This is a genomic window from Clostridium sp. YIM B02506 (assembly GCF_022324845.1).
Classification (GTDB): Bacteria; Bacillota; Clostridia; order Clostridiales; family Clostridiaceae; genus Clostridium_T; species Clostridium_T intestinale.
Genome location: NZ_JAKGTG010000014.1, coordinates 16,268 through 37,721, shown reverse-complemented (window position 1 = coordinate 37,721; position 21,454 = coordinate 16,268). Strand labels below are relative to the sequence as shown.

The 21,454-nt window shown below is 29.0% G+C and carries 26 protein-coding genes, 1 tRNA gene and 1 pseudogene; 24 read left to right on the top strand and 4 right to left on the bottom strand.

What is annotated here, in order from left to right; genetic code table 11:
- Window positions 1-17: 17 nt before the first annotated feature.
- From L1S49_RS11985 to L1S49_RS11930, 12 genes are all read left to right on the top strand, one after another.
- The gene (locus tag L1S49_RS11985) at window positions 18-716 is read left to right on the top strand and encodes a response regulator transcription factor (protein WP_238904663.1); all 699 of its coding nucleotides are present in this window, start codon (window positions 18-20) and stop codon (window positions 714-716) included.
- A gap of 2 nt (window positions 717-718) precedes the next feature.
- Entirely contained in the window at window positions 719-2,416 is a 1,698-nt protein-coding gene (locus L1S49_RS11980; protein ID WP_238904661.1) for an ATP-binding protein, read from the top strand.
- Between the two features lie 225 nt (window positions 2,417-2,641).
- Entirely contained in the window at window positions 2,642-3,535 is an 894-nt protein-coding gene (locus L1S49_RS11975) for a phosphate ABC transporter substrate-binding protein (RefSeq protein ID WP_238904658.1), read from the top strand.
- A gap of 67 nt (window positions 3,536-3,602) precedes the next feature.
- Window positions 3,603-4,499: a phosphate ABC transporter permease subunit PstC gene (pstC, locus tag L1S49_RS11970; RefSeq protein WP_073015866.1), complete on the top strand. Its 897-nt coding sequence runs from the start codon at window positions 3,603-3,605 to the stop codon at window positions 4,497-4,499.
- Window positions 4,496-5,380, top strand: coding sequence for a phosphate ABC transporter permease PstA (gene pstA, locus L1S49_RS11965; protein WP_073015867.1), 885 nt, complete (start codon window positions 4,496-4,498; stop codon window positions 5,378-5,380). Before pstC ends, pstA begins: the two co-directional genes overlap by 4 nt.
- A gap of 9 nt (window positions 5,381-5,389) precedes the next feature.
- On the top strand, window positions 5,390-6,139 hold the full coding sequence (gene pstB, locus L1S49_RS11960) for a phosphate ABC transporter ATP-binding protein PstB (protein WP_073015868.1): 750 nt from the start codon (window positions 5,390-5,392) through the stop codon (window positions 6,137-6,139).
- Between the two features lie 24 nt (window positions 6,140-6,163).
- Window positions 6,164-6,820, top strand: a complete 657-nt coding sequence (gene phoU, locus L1S49_RS11955) for a phosphate signaling complex protein PhoU (RefSeq protein WP_238904656.1) — start codon at window positions 6,164-6,166, stop codon at window positions 6,818-6,820.
- 95 nt (window positions 6,821-6,915) lie between these two features.
- A complete protein-coding gene (locus L1S49_RS11950) occupies window positions 6,916-8,250 on the top strand; it encodes a DUF512 domain-containing protein (protein ID WP_238904652.1) in 1,335 nt (444 codons plus the stop codon).
- Window positions 8,251-8,253: 3 nt separating this feature from the next.
- The gene (gene der / locus L1S49_RS11945; RefSeq protein ID WP_021802182.1) at window positions 8,254-9,570 is read left to right on the top strand and encodes a ribosome biogenesis GTPase Der; all 1,317 of its coding nucleotides are present in this window, start codon (window positions 8,254-8,256) and stop codon (window positions 9,568-9,570) included.
- 3 nt (window positions 9,571-9,573) lie between these two features.
- Window positions 9,574-10,566 (top strand): NAD(P)H-dependent glycerol-3-phosphate dehydrogenase, encoded by a 993-nt coding sequence (locus L1S49_RS11940; protein ID WP_238904651.1) that lies wholly within the window; start codon window positions 9,574-9,576, stop codon window positions 10,564-10,566.
- 270 nt (window positions 10,567-10,836) lie between these two features.
- On the top strand, window positions 10,837-12,315 hold the full coding sequence (spoIVA, locus tag L1S49_RS11935; protein WP_073015872.1) for a stage IV sporulation protein A: 1,479 nt from the start codon (window positions 10,837-10,839) through the stop codon (window positions 12,313-12,315).
- Between the two features lie 296 nt (window positions 12,316-12,611).
- Window positions 12,612-12,687: transfer RNA gene (locus tag L1S49_RS11930), tRNA-Pro, on the top strand.
- Window positions 12,688-12,784: 97 nt separating this feature from the next.
- On the opposite strand, the gene L1S49_RS11925 is transcribed toward L1S49_RS11930, so the two are convergent.
- Entirely contained in the window at window positions 12,785-12,925 is a 141-nt protein-coding gene (locus L1S49_RS11925; RefSeq protein ID WP_238904649.1) for a hypothetical protein, read from the bottom strand.
- Window positions 12,926-13,077: 152 nt separating this feature from the next.
- Here L1S49_RS11925 and L1S49_RS11920 point away from each other — a divergent pair, with 152 nt between their 5' ends.
- The gene (locus L1S49_RS11920; protein WP_238904647.1) at window positions 13,078-13,632 is read left to right on the top strand and encodes a hypothetical protein; all 555 of its coding nucleotides are present in this window, start codon (window positions 13,078-13,080) and stop codon (window positions 13,630-13,632) included.
- Between the two features lie 271 nt (window positions 13,633-13,903).
- Here L1S49_RS11920 and L1S49_RS11915 read toward each other — a convergent pair whose 3' ends face one another.
- Window positions 13,904-14,221, bottom strand: a complete 318-nt coding sequence (locus tag L1S49_RS11915) for a hypothetical protein (protein ID WP_238904645.1) — start codon at window positions 14,219-14,221, stop codon at window positions 13,904-13,906.
- A gap of 453 nt (window positions 14,222-14,674) precedes the next feature.
- Between L1S49_RS11915 and L1S49_RS11910 the strand changes: the two genes are divergently transcribed.
- The 5 genes and pseudogenes from L1S49_RS11910 (at window position 14,675) to L1S49_RS11890 (ending at window position 16,700) form a co-directional block, all read left to right on the top strand.
- The gene (locus L1S49_RS11910; protein WP_238904643.1) at window positions 14,675-14,821 is read left to right on the top strand and encodes a hypothetical protein; all 147 of its coding nucleotides are present in this window, start codon (window positions 14,675-14,677) and stop codon (window positions 14,819-14,821) included.
- A gap of 188 nt (window positions 14,822-15,009) precedes the next feature.
- Window positions 15,010-15,183: a hypothetical protein gene (locus L1S49_RS11905; protein WP_238904641.1), complete on the top strand. Its 174-nt coding sequence runs from the start codon at window positions 15,010-15,012 to the stop codon at window positions 15,181-15,183.
- Window positions 15,184-15,198: 15 nt separating this feature from the next.
- Window positions 15,199-15,684, top strand: a pseudogene (locus tag L1S49_RS11900) (DUF998 domain-containing protein); the annotation flags it as partial.
- Window positions 15,685-16,113: 429 nt separating this feature from the next.
- Window positions 16,114-16,368, top strand: coding sequence for a hypothetical protein (locus L1S49_RS11895; protein ID WP_238904638.1), 255 nt, complete (start codon window positions 16,114-16,116; stop codon window positions 16,366-16,368).
- Between the two features lie 74 nt (window positions 16,369-16,442).
- A complete protein-coding gene (locus tag L1S49_RS11890) occupies window positions 16,443-16,700 on the top strand; it encodes a hypothetical protein (RefSeq protein ID WP_238904636.1) in 258 nt (85 codons plus the stop codon).
- A 165-nt stretch (window positions 16,701-16,865) separates the two neighbouring features.
- On the opposite strand, the gene L1S49_RS11885 is transcribed toward L1S49_RS11890, so the two are convergent.
- Entirely contained in the window at window positions 16,866-17,222 is a 357-nt protein-coding gene (locus tag L1S49_RS11885; RefSeq protein ID WP_073015927.1) for a hypothetical protein, read from the bottom strand.
- A gap of 156 nt (window positions 17,223-17,378) precedes the next feature.
- Between L1S49_RS11885 and L1S49_RS11880 the strand changes: the two genes are divergently transcribed.
- Window positions 17,379-17,975, top strand: a complete 597-nt coding sequence (locus L1S49_RS11880; RefSeq protein ID WP_238904634.1) for a peptidoglycan-binding domain-containing protein — start codon at window positions 17,379-17,381, stop codon at window positions 17,973-17,975.
- 221 nt (window positions 17,976-18,196) lie between these two features.
- Window positions 18,197-19,225: a substrate-binding domain-containing protein gene (locus L1S49_RS11875; RefSeq protein ID WP_238904632.1), complete on the top strand. Its 1,029-nt coding sequence runs from the start codon at window positions 18,197-18,199 to the stop codon at window positions 19,223-19,225.
- A 207-nt stretch (window positions 19,226-19,432) separates the two neighbouring features.
- Here L1S49_RS11875 and L1S49_RS11870 read toward each other — a convergent pair whose 3' ends face one another.
- Window positions 19,433-19,681, bottom strand: a complete 249-nt coding sequence (locus L1S49_RS11870) for a hypothetical protein (protein ID WP_238904630.1) — start codon at window positions 19,679-19,681, stop codon at window positions 19,433-19,435.
- A gap of 194 nt (window positions 19,682-19,875) precedes the next feature.
- Between L1S49_RS11870 and L1S49_RS11865 the strand changes: the two genes are divergently transcribed.
- The 4 genes from L1S49_RS11865 to L1S49_RS11850 all read left to right on the top strand — a co-directional run bounded on the left by L1S49_RS11865 (window position 19,876) and on the right by L1S49_RS11850 (window position 21,452).
- Window positions 19,876-20,127: a phage holin family protein gene (locus L1S49_RS11865; RefSeq protein WP_073015931.1), complete on the top strand. Its 252-nt coding sequence runs from the start codon at window positions 19,876-19,878 to the stop codon at window positions 20,125-20,127.
- 171 nt (window positions 20,128-20,298) lie between these two features.
- Entirely contained in the window at window positions 20,299-20,490 is a 192-nt protein-coding gene (locus tag L1S49_RS11860; protein ID WP_021802167.1) for an aspartyl-phosphate phosphatase Spo0E family protein, read from the top strand.
- Window positions 20,491-20,591: 101 nt separating this feature from the next.
- Window positions 20,592-21,146 carry a hypothetical protein gene (locus L1S49_RS11855; RefSeq protein ID WP_238904628.1) on the top strand — a complete coding sequence of 185 codons (555 nt, stop codon included), beginning with the start codon at window positions 20,592-20,594 and terminating at the stop codon, window positions 21,144-21,146.
- Between the two features lie 132 nt (window positions 21,147-21,278).
- The gene (locus L1S49_RS11850) at window positions 21,279-21,452 is read left to right on the top strand and encodes a Spo0E family sporulation regulatory protein-aspartic acid phosphatase (RefSeq protein WP_021802165.1); all 174 of its coding nucleotides are present in this window, start codon (window positions 21,279-21,281) and stop codon (window positions 21,450-21,452) included.
- The last annotated feature ends 2 nt before the right edge of the window (window positions 21,453-21,454 follow it).

The following is a 21,454-nucleotide window of genomic DNA, read 5'->3' as shown; positions in this document are numbered from 1 at the left end:
TAATTGGAGGGATTTTTGTGGCTAATGAAAAGATTCTTATTGTAGATGATGAAGAACATATATTGGAGTTATTAAAATTCAATTTAGAGAATGCTGGATATAAGGTCACTACATCTACGAATGGTATAGATGCATTAAAAAAGGTTAAAAATGATTTACCTAATCTAGTATTATTAGATTTAATGCTACCTGGGTTAGATGGGTATGATGTGTGTAAGGAAATAAGAAAAGATCCTAATGCTCAAAATATACCTATAATTATGACCACTGCCAAAAGCGAAGAGTTAGATAAAATATTAGGTCTTGAATTAGGTGCTGATGACTATATAACAAAGCCATTTTCAGTAAGAGAACTTCTTGCAAGAGTTAAGGCTGTTTTAAGAAGAATTAATACTACTCCAACTTCAGAAAGAGCTTTCAATTTTTCTAATATATCAGTAGATTTTAATAAGCATGAAGTGGTAAAAGATGGAGAAAAAGTAGATTTAACATTAAAAGAGTTTGAATTGTTAGAAATACTTATAAAAAATAGAGGTAGAGTTTTAACAAGAGAAACTTTACTAGACAAAATATGGGGATATGAATATATTGGTGAAACAAGAACTGTAGATGTTCATATAAGACATCTAAGAAAAAAAATTGAGATAGATGATAAAAATCCTAAGTTAATAGAAACAATTAGAGGAATAGGCTATAGATTTTTTAATGGAGATTAAATATGAAAAAGAAGATATTAATAACTGTAATTATAGCAATCTTATTTGCATTAATTGTAATAAGCTCTTCATTTATAGCCATAGTAAATTATAGATATATCGACAGTTCTAAGGAAACTTTAAAATTCTATAATGATTTAATAAAATATTCAGATTTAAGCAAAATTGAAAATCTAAAGGAACTAGTTAAGGCTGATGAAGAGGCAAAGCAAGTAAGAATCACATATATATTGCCTGACGGAACTGTAATTTATGATACAAATGTAGATAAATCCACACTTGAAAACCATAATAACAGGGAGGAAGTTAAAGAAGCAGAAGAAAAGGGAGAAGGTTCCGCTGTAAGATACTCAACTACATTAAAGAAAACATTAGTGTATTATGCTACAAAATTAAATGATGGGAGTATTATAAGAACCTCTATTGCTATAGAGAACACTAAAGTATTTAAAGATGGACTTTTAAAATATTATTTAATTATATTGGCGATTGTTATTTCTATTTCTATTATAATATCTTTAAAATTAATTAGGGTTATATTAGAGCCTGTTAGGGAAATGGAGTTTATCACTTCTAGAATTGCTAGAGGGGAATTAAACAGAAGAGTAAAGATATTATCAAATGATGAACTAGGTACATTAGGAAAAACATTTAATAATATGGCAGATCAATTACAAGGAAAGATAAATGAAGTTTTAGATAAACAGAATCGATTAGAAGCTATATTACAAAGTATGGATAGTGGTGTGATAGCTGTAGACAGAAAACATAATGTCATAATGATGAACCATTATTCTAAAAAGATATTTGGAATAAAAAAGGATATAATAGGGGAACCACTTATGGATCACATACGTGACTTTGAGTTAGATCTATTATTTGAAAAAAAAGATGTACGTGTTCATGAAATTAAAATAATTTGGCCGAAAGAAAGTATTCTTAGAATAAGAACTGCTGATATTATAAACGGTCTTGATTATATAGGAACAGTTGCAGTTTTACAAGATATTACTGATATAAGAAGGCTTGAGAATATAAGGTCTCAATTTGTAGCAAATGTATCCCATGAACTTAAAACTCCATTAACTTCAATAAAAGGTTTTGCAGAAACTCTTAAATATGTAAAAGATGATGAGAATAGGGAACGTTTCTTAAATATAATTAATGATGAGGCAGAGAGGCTTACAAGACTTATTAATGATATATTAACCCTTTCTAATATTGAACAAAAGGGAGATGTATTTAAGGAAGAATTTTTCCCTAATGATGTTATTGATGATGTTTTTATTCTTATGAATAATTTAATAGAGGATAAAAAAATTAAATTGGAGTTTGAAAATAATAACACTAAATATCTTTACGGAAGTAGAGATGGGTTTAAACAAATGTTAATTAATCTTATAGAGAATGCGATTAAGTATTCTGAAGAAGGAGATAAAGTTACTTTTAGAAGCTATAATTTGGACAGTAAACTAGTAATAGAGGTTGAAGATACTGGTTGTGGTATTCCGGAATCTGAAATACCTAGAATCTTTGAACGTTTCTATAGGGTAGATAAAGCTAGAAGCAGGGCAAAGGGTGGAACAGGTCTTGGATTGGCTATAGTTAAACATATAGTTAAGAATTTTAATGGAGATATTACTGTTAATAGTGTCTTAGGTAAAGGAAGTAATTTCATAGTGAAAATAAAACATATATAAAAATAGGATGCCTCAAGGGAAGTTTATAACCTTTGATGCATCTTATTTTATTTAATATAAGAATTTCAAGAAATTATTCAATTGTTAACTTTTCTTAACAATTATCTAATATTACTTAACATCAAACTAATAACAGGTTAACTTTTAATGTTTATTATATTATTTGTAAGGAATAATAAATGCATAGAAAGAAATAAACATGAAAGAATCTTTGGAGGTTAAAAGATGAAAAGAAGAGGTATAAAGTTAGCTATTTTAGGATTATCATTAACAATAGGATTAGGAGCTTTTGCAGGTTGTTCAAAAGGAACTGATAATGCTGCTCCAGATAAAAAAGAGTTAAGTGGAAGTATAACATTATCAGGATCATCTGCTTTATTACCATTAATAGAAGCTTCAGCAGAACCATTCCAAGATGAAAATCCAGATGTTACAATTAATGCTCAAGCTGGTGGATCAGGTCAAGGATTAACTCAAGTATCAGAAGGTTCAGTAGATGTAGGAAATTCTGATGTGTTTGCAGAAGAAAAATTAGATGCTGCTAAAGCAAAAGAGTTAATAGATCATAAAGTTGTAGCACAAGGTTTTGCAGTTGTTGTAAACAAAAACCTTAATGTAACTAATTTAACAAAACAACAAATTCAAGATATATTCTCTGGTAAGGCTAAAAACTGGAAAGAAGTTGGAGGACCAGATAAAGAAATAATTATAGTTCATAGACCAAGTTCATCAGGAACTAGAGCTACATTCATCAAAACAATTCTTGATGGAAAGAAAGAATTAGAAAATGACCAAATAGGTGTAACTCAAGAAAGTAATGGCGCAGTAGTTAAAGCTATGGAAAACTCAGATGGAGCAATAAGTTATGTAGGGTTAGCTTACTTAAATAGTGATGAAGCTAAAAGCAAGCTATCAGCAGTTAAAATTGATGGTACTGAAGCAACAGTTGCTAACATAACAACAGGTAAATATCCATTCTGGGCATGGGGACATATGTATACAAAAGGTGAACCAAATGAAATCTCAAAAGCATTTATTGATTATATAACAAGTGATGCAAATAAGAAAATTGTTGAAAAGCAAGGATATATCAGTGGAGCTGAAATGAAGGTTAAATAATAATCTTAATTCTCCAAGGACTGGCAAATGCGCCAGTCCTAAATTCAGTGAGGGGGAAAGTACAAAAATGGAAGACTCAAAAAATGTATTAAAGAAAATTAAAAATGAATATGCTGGAAGAGGATATGCATATTTCTGTGGAGTAATGATAATTATAATTACTCTATCCATCATGATATTTATAGCCTCCAAAGGAGTTCAAACTTTTATAAAAGATGGAGAGAGTTTAAGTGGATTTTTATTTGGAACAAGATGGAATCCTAGTGGAGATGTTCCACAATATGGTGCTTTAGTATTTATATTAGGGTCAACATTTATATCTGTTGGAGCAGTCATAATTAGCGCACCTATAGCTATAGCTTTAGCTATATTTATGAATTTAATATCATCTAAAATAGGAAAAACTGTACTTCAACCAGTTTTAGAACTATTTGTTGGAATACCATCGGTTGTTTATGGATGGATGGGTATAACAGTTCTTATACCTCTAATAAAAAATTCTTTCGGTGGACTTGGATTTAGTTTGCTTGCAGGTATTTTAGTACTTAGTGTAATGATATTACCTACAATAGCTTCACTTTCATCAGATGCTATTAAAACTGTACCAAGGGAATATTTAGAGGCTTCTTATGGATTAGGGGCAACAAGATGGCAAACAATAATAAAAGTAATATTACCAGCGGGTAAAAATGGTATATTAACAGGTGTTGTTTTAGGTATTGCAAGAGCCTTTGGAGAAGCATTAGCAGTTCAGATGGTTATAGGAAATACTGCAAGACTTCCATTTAATTTAACAGAATCTATGGCAACTCTAACAAGTATTATAACTATGGATATGGCTAATACAGCAGGTGGATCAACATGGAACAATGCTTTATGGACACTTGCACTTATACTATTAATTATAAGTTTTGTATTTATATTAATAATAAGAAAAATAGGATCTAGAGGTGAAGAGAGATGAGTGCAAAAACGCAAGACAAAATAGCTACCGTTATTTTATATATAATAGCTTCTTTAGTTGTATTATTATTAGTATCATTTTTCGCAGTTGTTATTTATAGAGGAGCATCTTCATTAAACTTTAAGTTTTTATTCGGCACACCTAAAACCACTGCGGCTGGTGGTGGAATAGGACCACAATTATTTAATTCAGTTTATATGTTAATAATTTCTTTAATAATAACTGTACCTTTTGGTATAGGTGCAGGGATATTCTTAGCTGAATACGCAAAGGAAGGTAGATTTGTTAGGTTTGTTAGATTATCAATAGAAACAATGGCATCTTTACCATCAATAGTAATAGGTTTATTTGGATTATTGATATTTGTAACCTATTTTGGATGGGGTTATTCTCTTTTAGCAGGAGCTCTATCAGTATCAATATTGAATTTACCAGCTTTAGCTAGAGTTAGTGAAACTGCTATAAAGGAATCATCTAAAAAAGTAAAAGAAGCAAGCTTAGGATTAGGAGCTACTAAATGGCAAACGATAAAAAAGGTAATATTACCTTCTGCAATGCCACAAATATTAACAGGAATAATTTTAGCTTCAGGAAGAATATTTGGTGAAGCAGCTGCATTTCTATATACAGCAGGGCTTAGTGCAGGAAGACTTAGATTCTCTAATATAAGCCTTACTAATAATGTATCACCATTTTCATTATTTAAACCAGCAGAAACTTTAGCAGTACATATATGGAAGCTTAATGCTGAAGGCATAGTTCCAGATGCTGCTAAAATAGCTAGTGGTACATCAGCAGTTTTAATTCTTGCAGTATTATTATTTAATATTATAGCTAGATTAATTGGAAATGCATTATATAAATCGTATAGTGGAAAGTAGGAGGAAAACATGAGTATTATTGAAACAAAAAAATTAAATTTATTTTATGGGACTTCACAAGCTTTAAAAGAGGTTTCTCTTCAAATAGACAATAATTCTGTAACAGCCCTTATAGGACCTTCAGGATGTGGTAAATCAACATTTTTAAGAACTATAAACAGAATGAATGATTTAATAGATGGTGTAAGAATTGAAGGGGAAGTACTTTTTGAGGGAAAAAACATATATAGCGATTATGATGAAATATTATTAAGAAAAAGAATAGGGATGGTATTCCAAAAACCAAATCCTTTCCCTATGTCTATTTATGATAATATAGCATATGGCCCAAGAATACATGGAATAAAGAACAAAAGTCAATTAGATGAAATTGTAGAAAAAAGTTTACAAGGAGCTGCTCTTTGGAATGAAGTTAAGGATAGATTAAAGAAAAGTGCTTTAGGACTATCAGGTGGACAACAACAAAGACTATGTATAGCAAGAAGTTTAGCTGTAGAGCCAGAAGTGTTATTAATGGATGAACCAACTTCTGCACTTGACCCTATTTCTACTAGTAAAGTTGAAGAACTTATGGATGAATTAAAAAAGAAATATACAGTAATAATAGTAACACATAATATGCAACAAGCAGGTAGAATTGCAGATAAAACAGCTTTTTTCTTAAATGGAGAAGTGGTAGAATATGATTTAACAGAGAATATATTCTATAAACCTAGAGATAAAAGGACAGAGGATTATATTACAGGAAGATTTGGATAAAATACTTTAAAAGGAGCGAGAATTATGACAAGAACTTCATCAGATTTAAGACTACAAAAATTACATGATGCAATTATAAAAATGGGCAGCATCGTGGAAAAGCAAATTTTTAATTCAGTGGAAGCATTAAAAAATAAAGACATAAAGTTAGCAAACGAAACAATAAAAAAAGATGATTTAGTTGATGATTTGCAGAAAGAAATAGAAGATGCATGTATAAAGTTTATAGCAACTGAGCAGCCTTTAGCTATAGATTTAAGAAATATATTTACAACTGCTAAGATAGTTACAGATTTAGAAAGAATGGCAGATCATGCAGTAGATATATGTAAGATTGCAAAGAAGTTAAAAGAAGAAATATATATAAAGGAACTTAAACACATTAGTGAAATGGCTGAGAAAGTTCAAAATATGATAAAAATATCTATAGATGCTTATGTGGAATCAGATGATATACGAGCACTTGAAATTTGCAAGATGGATGATGAGGTAGATGACTTATATAAAGCTGTTTTTGAAGAACTACTTCTATTAATGAGTAAAGACCATAATGCGATACAACAGTCAGCACAATTTTTATTTGTATGTAAATACTTAGAGAGAATTGCAGACCATGTTACAAACATATGTGAATGGACTATATATCTTAAAACTGGGAAATATGTAGATTTAAATGAATAGCTTTAAAAAGGGGGCCTAGGCTCCTTTTTTATTGACTAAAGTTATTAATTAAGTTAATATTACATAATGAAAGTAAATAATTTAGGAGACTAGAAATGAAAAATAAGATTACTAGTGTTGAACCTAATAGTTTGGGAGAAGAACTAGGCATTGAAGTAGGAGATTATTTGGTATCCATAAATGATACTCCGGTTAAAGATATCATAGATTATAAGTTTTTAATGAATGATGAATATATAGAGGTTGAAATAGAAAAATCCGATGGAGAAGTTTGGATATTAGAAGCAGACAAAGATATTCAAGAGGATTTAGGTGTGGACTTTGAGAGCTCTATTATGGATAAAGCAAAAAGCTGCTCTAATAAATGTATATTTTGTTTTATAGATCAACTTCCTGGAGGAATGAGAGATACACTTTATTTTAAAGATGATGATTCTAGATTATCTTTTTTACAAGGAAACTTTGTAACCCTCACTAATATGAAGGAAGAAGATATAGATAGAATTATAAGCTACAGAATAAGTCCTATAAATGTTAGCGTACATACAACTGATCCAAAGTTAAGAGTTCAGATGCTTAACAATAGGTTTGCTGGAAATCTTTATGATAGATTAAAAAGATTAGCAGAAGCGGAAATTGAGATTAATGCTCAAATAGTTGTAGTGCCTGGAATTAACAATGGAGAAGAACTTAAAAGGACAGTTGAAGACTTATATAAACTTTATCCTTCAGTTCAAAATGTGGCAGCTGTACCAATAGGAATAACAAAACATAGAAAAGGCTTAAAAGAGCTTGAGATTTTTAACAAGGATACAGCTAAAAAAGAAATAGAGGATTTAAAGAAGCTTCAGCAAAAGTATATAAAGGAGATAGGAGCTCCTTTTGTTAGACTTTCAGATGAATTTTACGTTTTAGCAGAGATGAATCTTCCAAGTGAAGATTTTTATGGAGAATATGATCAGCTAGAAGACGGAATTGGAATGATTACCTTATTTAGAAAATACATTAAAGATTCGCTTAATTACTTAAGCAATAAAAATAAAGGGAGTTTTACAATTGCATCTGGAGTATCTGCATATAAAGAACTTTTATGGGCAAGTGAAGTTATTAAGGAAGCTAATCCTAATATAATTTTAGACGTTTATGAAATTAAGAATTACTTCTTTGGAGAAACTATTACAGTTGCAGGACTTCTTACTGGAAAAGATATTATAGAACAATTAAAGGGCAAGATAAAAACTGACTATTTAATTTTATCTAGTAATATGTTTAGAAAAGGTTATGAACTTTCAAATTCAAAAGAACAAATAATGCTTGATGATATGAAAATAATAGATATTGAAAAGGCATTAAATATAAAAGTTATAGTTGTCGATTATACTGGTGAAGATTTAATTGACAAGATTAATACGCATTTACAGGAGGAATAAAAGATGGGAAAGCCTATAGTTGCTATAGTTGGTAGACCTAATGTTGGGAAATCAACCCTATTTAATAAATTAGCAGGAAAAAGAATATCGATAGTACAAGATACTCCAGGAGTAACTAGAGATAGAGTTTATGCAGAAGCAGAGTGGCTTAATTATAATTTTACAATGATTGATACTGGTGGTATAGAACCTGAAAATCAAGACATAATAGTAAAGCAAATGAGAAGACAGGCACAAATTGCTATTGAAACAGCAGATGTTATAGTTTTTATAGTTGATGGTAAAGAAGGATTAACTGGTGCAGATAATGAAGTTTCGCAAATGCTTAGAAAAAGCAAAAAACCAGTAGTTCTAGTTGTTAATAAAGTAGATTCTCTTAAAGAAGAAGATAATGCTTGGGAGTTCTATAATTTAGGAATAGGTGATCCTATTACTATATCAGCGTCTCAAGGTTTAGGTTTAGGAGATATGCTTGACAGAGTAGTAGAGCACTTTAAAGAATTAGGAAATCAAGACGAAGATGAAGATTACATTAAAATTGCCATGATAGGTAAACCTAATGTAGGAAAATCCTCTTTAATAAATAAACTTTTAGGTGAAGATAGAGTAATAGTTTCAGATATACCAGGAACTACTAGAGACGCTATAGATAGCTACTTAGAAACAGAAGATGGGAAATTTATACTTATAGATACAGCTGGGCTTAGAAGAAAGAGTAAAGTAAAAGAAGAAATAGAAAGATACTCAGTTATAAGAACTTATGCAGCAGTAGAGCGTGCAGATGTATGTATACTTATGGTAGATGCTCAAGAGGGTGTAACAGATCAAGATGAAAAAATCATTGGTTATGCACATGAACTTAACAAAGCTATTATGGTAATAGTTAATAAATGGGATCTTATAGAAAAAGATGATAAAACTATGAATTTATATCAAAAAGATTTAATGGCAAAATTAAACTTTATGCCATATGCTAACTACTTATTTATATCAGCTTTATCAGGTCAAAGAGTTCATAAAGTATTAGAAGTAGCTAAATATTGTTATGCTAACTACTCTAAGAGAATATCTACGGGAATATTAAATGAGGTTATTAATAAAGCAGTATTAATGAAAGAACCTCCAGTAGTGGGACTTAAAAGATTAAAAATATTTTATGCAACTCAAGTTGCTACAAAACCACCAAAGTTTTTATTCTTTGTTAATGATAGAAATGCATCACATTTTTCTTATGAGAGATATTTAGAAAATCAGCTTAGAGAAAGTTTTGACTTTAAAGGGACTGGTATAGATATTGAGTACAGGGAAAGAAAGGAATAAGGGATGAATAAAGTTGCTTTTTTAGGTGGGGGTAGTTTTGGAACAGCCCTTGCGGTATTAATAGCTAATAAGGGATATGAAGTTAACTTTTGGCTTAGAGATGAAGTTCAAGCTAAAGAAATTAATGAACATAGAAGAAATATAAAATACTTAAAAGATATTATTATACCTGAAAATGTAACAGCTACAGCTGACCTTGAAACTGCACTAGAAGGTGTTAAATATATAGTTCTCACTATACCTTCTTTTGCTGTTAGAGAAATGTGTGAGAGAATAAAACCACTTTTAAAAGAGGACCAATTAATTGTTTCCTTAGCAAAAGGAATAGAAGAACATAGTAACTTAAGGTTATCAGAAGTTATAGAAGAAACTTTAAATCACTCGCCAATAATACTATCAGGGCCTTCTCATGCAGAAGAGGTAGCTCAAGGAATTCCTACGACTATAGTATCGACAAGCAAAGATATGAAGTTAGCTGAAGAGGTGCAAGAATTATTTATGACACCAGACTTAAGAGTTTATACAAATGATGATTTAGTTGGTGTTGAAGTTGGAGGAGCAGTTAAAAATATAATAGCTGTTGCTGCAGGAATTCTTGATGCTATAGGATATGGAGATAATACAAGAGCTGCATTGATTACTAGAGGTATGAAAGAGATTTCTAGAATAGGCAAAAGCCTAGGTGGAAAAGAAGAAACTTTTTATGGGCTTACTGGTATGGGAGACTTAATAGTTACCTGCACATCCATGCATTCTAGAAATAGAAGAGCTGGAATATTAATAGGTAAAGGCCTGACTCTAGATGAAACATTAAAGGAAATTGGAATGGTTGTTGAGGGCGTTAAAGCTTGCAAAGCCTTTTATGATTTGAAAGAACATCTGCATGTATCTATGCCTATAACAGACTTGTTATATAATGTTCTTTTTGAAGGAGAAGATCCTGTAAGAGGAATTCAAGAGTTGATGTTAAGAGATAAAAAAAGTGAAAAGTTTTAATTAAAGAAACGTTGTAAAGTAATTAATAAATTATTTTGCAACGTTTTTATTTTATGAAGAAAATATATTTTTTCTTATGTAACGATTTCAAGCGTATATTTTAGATAGGATACAAATATCTTATAATAAGTAGAATTTCAGAAATATATATTATTAGAAATACTCGTAAATGATGGTTAAAAAAGATAAACTAAATCCCAAAATTTCAGTATACTTTTATAAATTATCTAATATATATATATTGTCAATAATATTATTAGGAGGATTATCTTGGAAGATTATAATATCTATAAAGATATAGCGGAAAGAACCCAAGGAGATATTTATGTTGGGGTTGTAGGACCTGTAAGAACTGGTAAATCAACATTTATAAAAAGATTTATGGATCTTATGGTAATACCGAACATAGAAAATTCTTATAAAAAAGAAAGAGCAAAGGATGAATTACCACAAAGCGGATCAGGAAAAACAATCCATACTACTGAACCTAAATTTGTACCTAACGAAGCAGTAGAAATATCCTTAGAGGAGGAATTGAAACTAAAAGTTAGACTTGTAGATTGTGTTGGATATATAGTTAAAGGAGCTTTAGGCTATATAGAAGAAAACAATCCTAAAATGGTAAATACACCATGGTTTGATTATGAGATTCCTTTTGAAGATGCTGCTGAGATAGGAACAAGAAAGGTTATAACAGATCATTCAACAATAGGTCTTGTAGTAACTACAGATGGATCTATCACAGGAATACAAAGAGAAGACTATGTAGAGGCTGAAGAAAGGGTTATAGGAGAATTAAAATCTATAAATAAACCATTTATAGTAATATTAAATACAAATAATCCTAATGCTACAGAAACAATGGAATTAAAGAAAAGCATGGAATTAAAGTATAATGTATCAGTTGAAATAATGGATGTACAAAAAATGGATGAAGGATCCATACAAAAATTATTCAAAAAAGTACTTAAAGAGTTCCCTGTAAAAGAAATAAACATAGATATGCCTGAGTGGATAGAAAAATTAGAAGGTTCTCATTGGTTAAAATCTAATTTTATAAACATAGTAAAATCAATGTGTGAGAACATATTTAAAGTCAGAGATATAAAAGAATGCCTAAATAATAATTCTGGAGAAGATATCTTTGCACAATCAGAAGTTACTGAAATGAATTTAGGAAATGGTACAGCTAGAATTAATATGAAGCCTAAGGATGGAATATTCTATAAAATTTTAAGCGAACTATGTGATACAGAAATAGCATCTGAATCACACCTTATAGATTTAGTAAAAGACCTTCACCATGCAAAAGTTGAATACGACAAAGTATCAATAGCATTACAAGATGTTAAAGATACAGGTTATGGATTAGTAGCTCCTCAGCTTTCAGAAATGAAATTTGAAGAACCTGAAATAGTTAAACATGGTTCTAAATATGGAATAAAACTAAAAGCAAGTGCACCTAGTTTACATTTAATAAAAGCAGATATAGAAACTGAAATATCTCCTATTATGGGAACTGAAAAAGAAACAGAAGAATTAATGAAATCATTACTTAACCAATTTGAAAATGATCCATCAAAATTATGGCAGAGTAATATGTTTGGAAAGTCTTTAGAAGTATTAGTAAAAGAAGGACTTCAAAACAAGTTATATAAGATGCCAGAAGATGTACAAGTAAAGATACAAAAAACACTTCAAAAAATTATTAATGAAGGTAATGGCGGATTAATCTGCATAATTCTATAGTTTAAAATTTGACCACAATATTTCTAAATAAATATTTAAGAAGTAATGTGGTTAAATTTATTTGCAGTTACAAATTGCCTTCAGAAATATGGATATGATAATTAAAAATAAGGAGGAAATACTATGCCTGATAAAGGAAAAAGTAAAAGTGGCTCAACTAAAAAACCAAAGGCAAATAAAAACAATAAAGCAGGTACCAGCTCCAAATCTACTTCATCAGATAAAAAGAAAAAGAAATAGCTAAAACTATGAACATTGCGCGAACACCTAATTTGGTATATAATTATATTTAACTTCTGGGTATAGCGCAGATGGTAGCGTACAAGACTGGGGGTCTTGGGGTCGCGGGTTCAAGTCCCGCTACTCAGACCAAAATAAGATTAAAACCCTGTAAACATGAGAGTTTGCAGGGTTTATGTTTTTGTGGGAAATATGGGCTTGTGGCCAATTTGTGGTCTAAGTAAAAAATTTAGTCAAAAATATCTTCAAGTTTACGTACAGCTTCAAGCTGCATATTAGGAAAAACATGAGAGTAAATATCTAAAGGCATACTTATATTTGCATGGGCTAAACGCTCACTAACTATCTTTGGATGAATACCTTGCTGCAATAGTAAAGTAGCAAGTATCCCCCTAAACTCATACCAGTTTGAAAAGATAGAAAAAGTATATAGTAACATTTACTGGATAATATGTAATGTATAGAAAATAAATAGGGGATATGGTATACTAATTTTATTGTAAAATGCGTATTAAAGGGAGGGTGGTACTGAAAATGAAAAGTATGATGAAAAGTATGAGAATGAGTAAAAATGAAATTCCAGTCGATATAGTGCCTTTGTTTGAGAAGATTGTTCAAACATATAAGGGAGACGAATGTGAAGAAAAGTTTATGATAGCTATGGAAGAACATCTCTCTAAAGAGCAGCGATTCCGCTTATGTGAACAAAATGGAAGTTGTAGGGGTACTGGGGAAGATAAAGAGAGAAAAGCATTCGCACTTGAACATGCTGACAAACCTCTTGGCGAGAGATTGAGATTATTTACAAATAAATTTAGAAGAACAGCTGTTTTAAATGAGGATAATACAATTACAGTCAATTTTGCTTGTAATCATGGATACTATAAGCATGCACCAAAAGGAACGTTTCAGTTTCCAAAATCCATTGAAACATATTTTGAAAGATGTGCAGGTGGGCGCTTGTATGAATATCAAAAGGCATTAGGAATAAAATTGAAGATTAAGTCAGTTGATGTATCTCCACTCATCGAAAATATGATAAATCCAGTCGTATTTACTTTTGAGATAGTGAATTAATACCAGGTTAAAAAAAGATAGTAAATATGTACATAAGAAAATAGGGTGTCTGTCACGGACACCTTTATCTTTTATTCCCCTTTCCATACTTCTATCTAACATACTCAATAAAGTAATCTATTATTTTCAGCAACACCAGTAGCATCGGTAATGCCAGTAACACTAGTTGGAGAAACTATATCATTTTACACTGTGACTAGATTTACTTCAACAAATACGATTCTAAAATAGCAAATATTAAAGCAATTTTAAAGATGCTTATTAGTACCTTTTAAGATATATAGGCTTCTCCATCACCTATAATCACTATTCTGTGCTCTGGTTTTAATGATATTAAATTAAATTTTTGTGATTTAGGAGGTAGGCGTATAGCTTGTTGTGCAATCTGATCTTTATCATAAATCTGCAATAAGAGAGAGCCCTTTTCAGATATATTTTGAATATAGTGAAGATTGTCTTCTGAAAAATTAAAATCAGATACTTTATAACCCCCTTCTTTAAAAGTATTCGAATTTGGAACTGCGTTAGCTTTATATGGAGTTAAAAATAAGAGCAAAATAATTAAAAAAGTACTAGTAAATTTCCTCATATGCATAGCCACCTTTCATGGTTATTGTGAGAATAAGTAAATATAAATATTCATAAGTTGGAAGAAACCTTAAAAACATAAAAGAATCATATCTGAAGGATGTTAATCTTCAAATATGATTCTAAGAAGGGTAATTTATATATTAGCATATAATGAGGATACCAACGCTTTGGAATTAAGTATCAGCACATTAGTAAGAAAACTTTTAGGAAGATGGTACATCAATAGTTTAAGCGAAAAATAGATGCCTATACTAGAAATTAATAGAATTAGGCTTGAATGCCCTATATAAGCCATTCATTAGAATTTGTAAAATATTATGTTTAATAACCATATAACCAGTTAACCAGAAATACAGATAACCATATAACCAGAAATACAGCAAATTGGAGCAAAATAAGAAAAATTGGTTCTTAAGATTACACCAGGTAATGAGATAGCTGTAACTACAGTATGGCAGTAGACAAGTTTAATCCATCTACAGGTAAGAGAGAAGCTGATTTGATCTCAATAACCATATGGGTAAACAGGCTGAAAATACAGCTAACTTCTATGGCTATGCAGATAAAGTTTATCATCATGCATATGAAAGGTAATTAATTATTCAGTAAAAAGATAAAAAGATAAAGTATCTAGCAACTTTAAGATATGAGCAATTAACCAAGGGAATTTTAGATAGAAGTTGCAAGAAATTCTTTTTTAATGTTCCTTGAGAAGTGAATAATGAGGTTTTGAAAATATATTTTTGTTGTTTATTATAGGGTATAATTAAGTAATCTAACTATATAATGAAGGGGTGCTTAAACATAACAAATTATAAAATAAAGTTAGTTCAAAAAATCGGAACTATATGTGGAATGTTAAGTTCCGTGGTATATATTTTACATGTATTTTTAGGGGCGAATTTATGGGGTGAATATTCTTCTATAAAGCAGCCAATTAGTGATTTAACTGGAGAATGAGCTCCAAATGCTGAACTTCTTAGGCTTTTTACTGGTATATATGGAGTATTAGCAATATTTTTTGCTGTTACTTTATATTTAAGCTTAAAAAAGTATGTAAATATACCTTCTAAAATAGGAATGGTATTATTAATAATAATGGAAATATCATCATTTTTGGGATACTCTTTATTTCCTCTTGATGATATAAATGCGGGAATGACATTTCAAAACCTAATGCATATTATAGTAACTGCAATTGTTGTAATAACTACTATTGGCTCAACATTTTTTATTGGGATAGGCTTTAGAAAAATAGAAAATATGGGGACATTGGGTTCATTTATTATCCTATGTGGATGTATAATAACAATTTCTGGAGCTTCCACAGGTATAGTTATATCAAACTCAATTCCTATTTTAGGATTAATAGAGCGTATAAATATTTTTACCGTACAATTAATGATTTTTATACTATCGCTTTTTTTAGCAAAAAACAACAAATATAGAATCGAAGTATAACTCAATAGAATTGTAAGGTGAAATTGAAAGCTAAGATAAGCAAAAGAGAAGTTATAGTTTTCTGTTGATTGTGATTAGGAGAGTTTATAATATTTCTTACGCCTCTTCTTTAGGATGGATAGTGGTAGGAATAGCAGTTTAATACATATCCTTAAAAACGATAGCATATGATACCGCATTATTTAATAAAAAGAATATGCGGTATTTTTATTCAACAATTAATTCTATGAAAGTGCTGTTAACCATAAACGTAAAATGATTATATTTATTTAGAAAACTCAATAAAGAATTTTAGGATTGAGTTCAACAGTTGTGGCTTTTAATTTATAATCTATATTCTTGTCCTAAGAATATCATGTTAAAATACAATAAGAATGGTAAATTATCATAAAGAGTAAAAAAGAAATATATTAATTATGGAGGGGTATTATGGAATTTTATTTCAAAAATGTTGGTGGGAAAACACACCTTTATAGTGAAGATGGGTTTATTGATGAAGATTTAGGTGAATTAGAGACAACATTTACAGGTAAGTTGAAAACTAATAATATTTTTGGTGAAGATTATGAGCTAGAGGATATTTCAGGTTTCTTTTCTAAAGGAAAACGATATTCTATTAAAAGTAGTAATGGAATTAATGGTGTAATAGAGAAATCCTCTGGTGGTAAATATGTTCTTAAGTAGCTACTTATAGTTATAAATTGTAATTGAAAAGTAAATCAATATTTTGTTCAATTATGTTTGTATTGTATTTTAGTGTGCTAATATTTTATACAAAAGATGGTATGATTGCAGGGGTAAAAGATGTACTTAAATTAATAACTAATGATTATGAGTACACTACTGGTATTGTTTATGAAGTTAGAAATGGGAGGGGTAGTAATATAATATATGTGAATGGTCTTAAAATTTATGAAACCAAAGTCTTTATAAAAGCTAAAATCAAACAAGGACATGAATATAGGATTGCATATTTAAAAAATACAAAAGAGTGTGTAGGTTTTAAAGAACTATAAATACTTAAATAAGGTGGACAAAAAGGTAAAATAACTTAATAAAAAGAAAGTGTTTTTGATAAAATTATTTGAAATATTAGTTAATTAACATTTAAGATGTATTCTTAATTTTATATACACAGGTAGCTTAAATTGAAAAAGGTAGTTTAAGCTACCCTTTTTAAATTACCTTATAATAGACCCAAGTAAGAACAAAGGTAGCGGATTAAATCCATATATAGGGTAGGTATAGTATGGATAATAATGAGGATAGTAAGGATTGTAGGGATATCCGAACTGATTATAATAAGGTCTAGGGAACTCAGAATTATAGGGTCTATTAGTATTAGATATAACTTCGGGATCTATAGGTTGTTTAATAGGAATATTTTTATAGTTTGGATTAATAAATAGAAAATTACCCATAAGCTCATAATACTCTTCAGGATATCCTGTTTCATGCATTAGTCCTGGAAGCGTATGTGAGTCAATATATTCTAAGTTTTCTTTTGTATCTTGATTTAAGGACTTTTTAGTGTCCATATTATCCTCCAATAAAATAAATCACATTATTTATATATGAAACTAATAAGTCTATGTGAAATAAAAACATTATGATATTTAGTGAAAAAAGAAGGTATTTAAATATTAATATTGAATTACTTATTTTGTATACTAATATTTATAAGGAGTGGTTCAATGATTTTAAAAAAAGCATGTACGATAACTTTAGTATTAAGTATTTTATCAGGAACAACAGCTTTAGCTGCAACAACTACAAACAGCAATAAAAACATTTTAGATTCACAATATCAGTCAGAAAAATCTTCTGAACTTGGGCTGAATTTAACTCAATATACATACATAAATGCACCAGAAGATATTCGTAAGATGCATGAAGAAAACTGTATATCAATAGGTAAAACGGTTAATTTAGATGACGTTATTTATGTCCCTTCTGTAAATAAATTAAATGAAGTGATGTATAGTAATAGTAACTCTACATATCTTAATAATGCGTGGGCTCTTGATAATGGAAATAGAATAGAATTTTATTTAAGAGGAACTTGGTATACTGTTTATAAAAGCACCTATGTAGGATATAACTATACAACTAGTGGGATTCCAGTATACTTATTACAACATCTATTGATATTGAAGGGGTATGATGTTGGAATAATGGATGGAGTTTTTGGGTCTAAAACCCATAGTGCCTTAATTAATTATCAAAGTAGTAGAGGGCTATCTGTAGATGCAATATGTGGACAAAATACCTGGAGCTCTTTTTGGTGGTAAATATAAAAGCTAAATATTTAATAGATTTTTTAATATTTTAAGAAAACTAAAAGACATCAAAACCTGAATGAATAAAGGGTTTGATGTCTTTTTATATTTTATAAACTTTTTTTAGAGATATGTTTTGTGGTCAATTTGTTGTGAAGAAAAAATAAAAAGTATCTTAAAAAGGCTTAAAAGAATATTTTAATTATATATATAATAATTAACAGGGGAATAATATGAAAAGTTTCATTTCAAAAACCTTAAATGGTTCATTTAAATATATAGATTTAAGAGAATTAGGTATAGAACAATTAAGAGAATGTAATTTTATGAATAAAAAAGAAAATAGAGATAATGAACGTGTTGGTATTATTTTACCTAATCAGCGAGAAGAAAGATGGAAAAGAGATAAATCTGCTATGGAGAAAGAAGGAAAGATAAGAGATCTAAGTTTGATATTTGAGTATAACGATTTTGAAATGGATAAGCAAATTGAAGCAATTAACAAATTAATATTAGAAGAGGTGGACGTATTAATTATATGTCCAATAAATGGAGAAGGAGAACCAGAGGCCATTGAGAAGGCTAAAAAGAGAGGTATTAAGGTAATATCGTATGATATACTTGCAATGAATAGTGATATAGATTTATTTGTTTCCTTTAACCTTATGAGAGTAGGAGAACTCCAAGGTAAATATCTTATAGGAAAAGTACCTAGAGGTAACTACATTATTTTATTAGGGGAACCAAATGGAGAGGTTTTTATAGAAGGGGCAATGGAGTATATTATGCCCTTAGTTTATACAGGGAATATAAAAATTATCACTCAAGAAAAGGTAGAAAGATGGAGTCCTGATTACGCTTATAATATTGTAAAAAATTCTTTAATTCAATATGAAAATAATATTGATGCTGTCTTGGCTCCGAACGATGCAATAGCAGGAGCTGTAATAGGGGCCTTGGATGAAGAAAATTTGGCTGGAAAAGTTGCTGTAACTGGTCAGGATGCAGACATTTCTGCAATTAGGAGGATTATTGAAGGTACTCAATCCATGACAGTACTTAAAGATACTAATGAATTAGCCTGGGTTGCTATAAATGCCGCAATTAAATTAATAAAAGGTGAACAGAAAATCACGTATAAGTCAGTTAATAATGGAAAGATAAATGTTCCTTCAATACTAACTAATCCAATATTAGTTGATAAAAATAATGTATACTCTATTCTTAATGAAACAGGATATTATAAAAATTATATTATATAAGATATTAAGTTGTTAGACTTTTTTATTATAGAAAGTCATATTTGAAGAAGCCTAAGCTTCAACAAATATGACTCTACAAAAGGGGTAATTTATATATTTGCGTATCGAGAGGATACCAATGCTTTGAAACGAAATACATGCCAATTAGTAAAATTACTTTTAGGAAGATGATACATCTATAGTTTAGTCGAAATATATAAATTTATACTATTTTTTTTTGCTTTTTGAGGGATTTGAAAGAGCCTCAATTTTATCATTTAACTCATCTAATTGCTTTTTAAATTTTTCTTTTACTTTAATAAGTTGTTTTATTTTTGGATCCAAATTTTTTAATAATTTAGTATTATTAGACTGATCATCTTTTAAATTATCTATATCTTCACTAATTGTTTTATAACCAAAATCTAATTCAGAATAGATCTTATCTAGCAATTCAAGTAAATCTTTATCTTCCAATTATAGACACTCCTCTAACTAATAATAAGGCTTATAGTATTAGTATATATTTAATATGTTAAATATAGAATTGAGTTCAATTTTAAGCAACAAATTAATTAAACTTGAATATATAATTATTAAGGAAATTTTTTTACTAAAGAATATACCTTATTATAAACTTTTCACTTTAAGATGTAAGGGGTGAGTCTAATATGGATTTTGTAAGTTTAATTACAGATAATGCACTTATTTTAGTGCCTGCATTATATGTCTTAGGAATGATATTTAAGGGAACTGAAAAGATACAAGATAAATATATACCTTTGATATTATTGCCAATAGGAATAGCTGGTGCAATTGCTTTAATAGGATTTAGTGTACAAGGATTTGTACAAGGGATATTAGTAGTTGGTGCAGCTGTTTATGCTAATCAATTGGTTAAACAATTTAAAAAAGATGAATAATTGGGGAGGATATCCTCCCTTAAACTATGGAATTTTAGTTCTTTATAAAAATATTATTATAATTGACATAAATAATGTTCAAATATTAAAGAGATGAATAATATAGTAGTGAGAATGTATATAAGTATTAAACCTATAAATAAGTTTATAGTAAAAACTTAGGAGGAAAACATGGGAAGAATACTTCTTTTAATAGAAAAAAAAAGATTTGAACTAAATAAAGCTATAGAGATATTTGGGATTAATGATTATAGAGTTTTAATTATAAGTGAAGAGCTTGATAAATTGATAACTATAGAACAACGGATGAGGCTATGGCTAGCATATACTGGATTTTATACTAAAATTAATATGGTAAAATAAAGATACCTTCTTAGCCCTTAGGGGCTATTTTTTTATATACATAATATGGTATAATTAACTTGTTAAGGTGAATAAACTAATTAATTTTGGAGGTGTTATTTATGGATAATCTAAGTACAATAGCAATTTCAAAAATAGCTGATATATTATCAACAGGGGATATACTGGTACCTACAGCAGGGATTTGGGAGAAAATATTTTGCAATTCTGGATTAAGTAGTTATTATGAAGAGAGTAAAGAAAATTTAGAGGTTGTTTTTATGAACAATAAATACTCTCATAATCCTTTATGTTATTCTGAACTTAAGAAAATATTTATAGAATTATATGATAGTAATAATATTATGGAAGTATTACAAAACATAATAGATAAAATAAGTATATATAATGTGTTTCATGAAAATATTAATTTAAAAATGAACATTACGTTTTATATGGTTGATATAGTAGAACATTTAAAGAGAAAGGTGTTAACATATAGATTAAAAATACTTGATAAGTATCCAAGTAAAGAATTTAAAGAATTAAGAAATAATATAAGAGATTTGGGATTTGATTTTATTTTTAAAGAAGGAGAAGATATAAAACTAATTATTGTAGCTAAAGATTTATTACAAGAAAAATTAAATGCAAGTTTAATAAATTCAGCATCCTAATGAAAACATTTACCTATATAAATAGACTAAGAGTACTATAAAAAAAGTACTTTTAGTCTATTTTTTTATAATTTAATATATGTGAGTATTTAATTCAATTATGGATAAAATTATATTTAGGAGGTGTTTAAAGTGAAAAAAGAAGAAATTATATCTATTCATATAGATATATTAAGAGAAAGACTTGAGCATTTAATAGAGATAAAGGAAAATAATTTAATAGATGAAGAAGTAATTTATGCTAGTAATCTTTTAAATGAAGCGTTAAATAAATATAATAATTTGGTTCATAACGTAAAGATTTAATT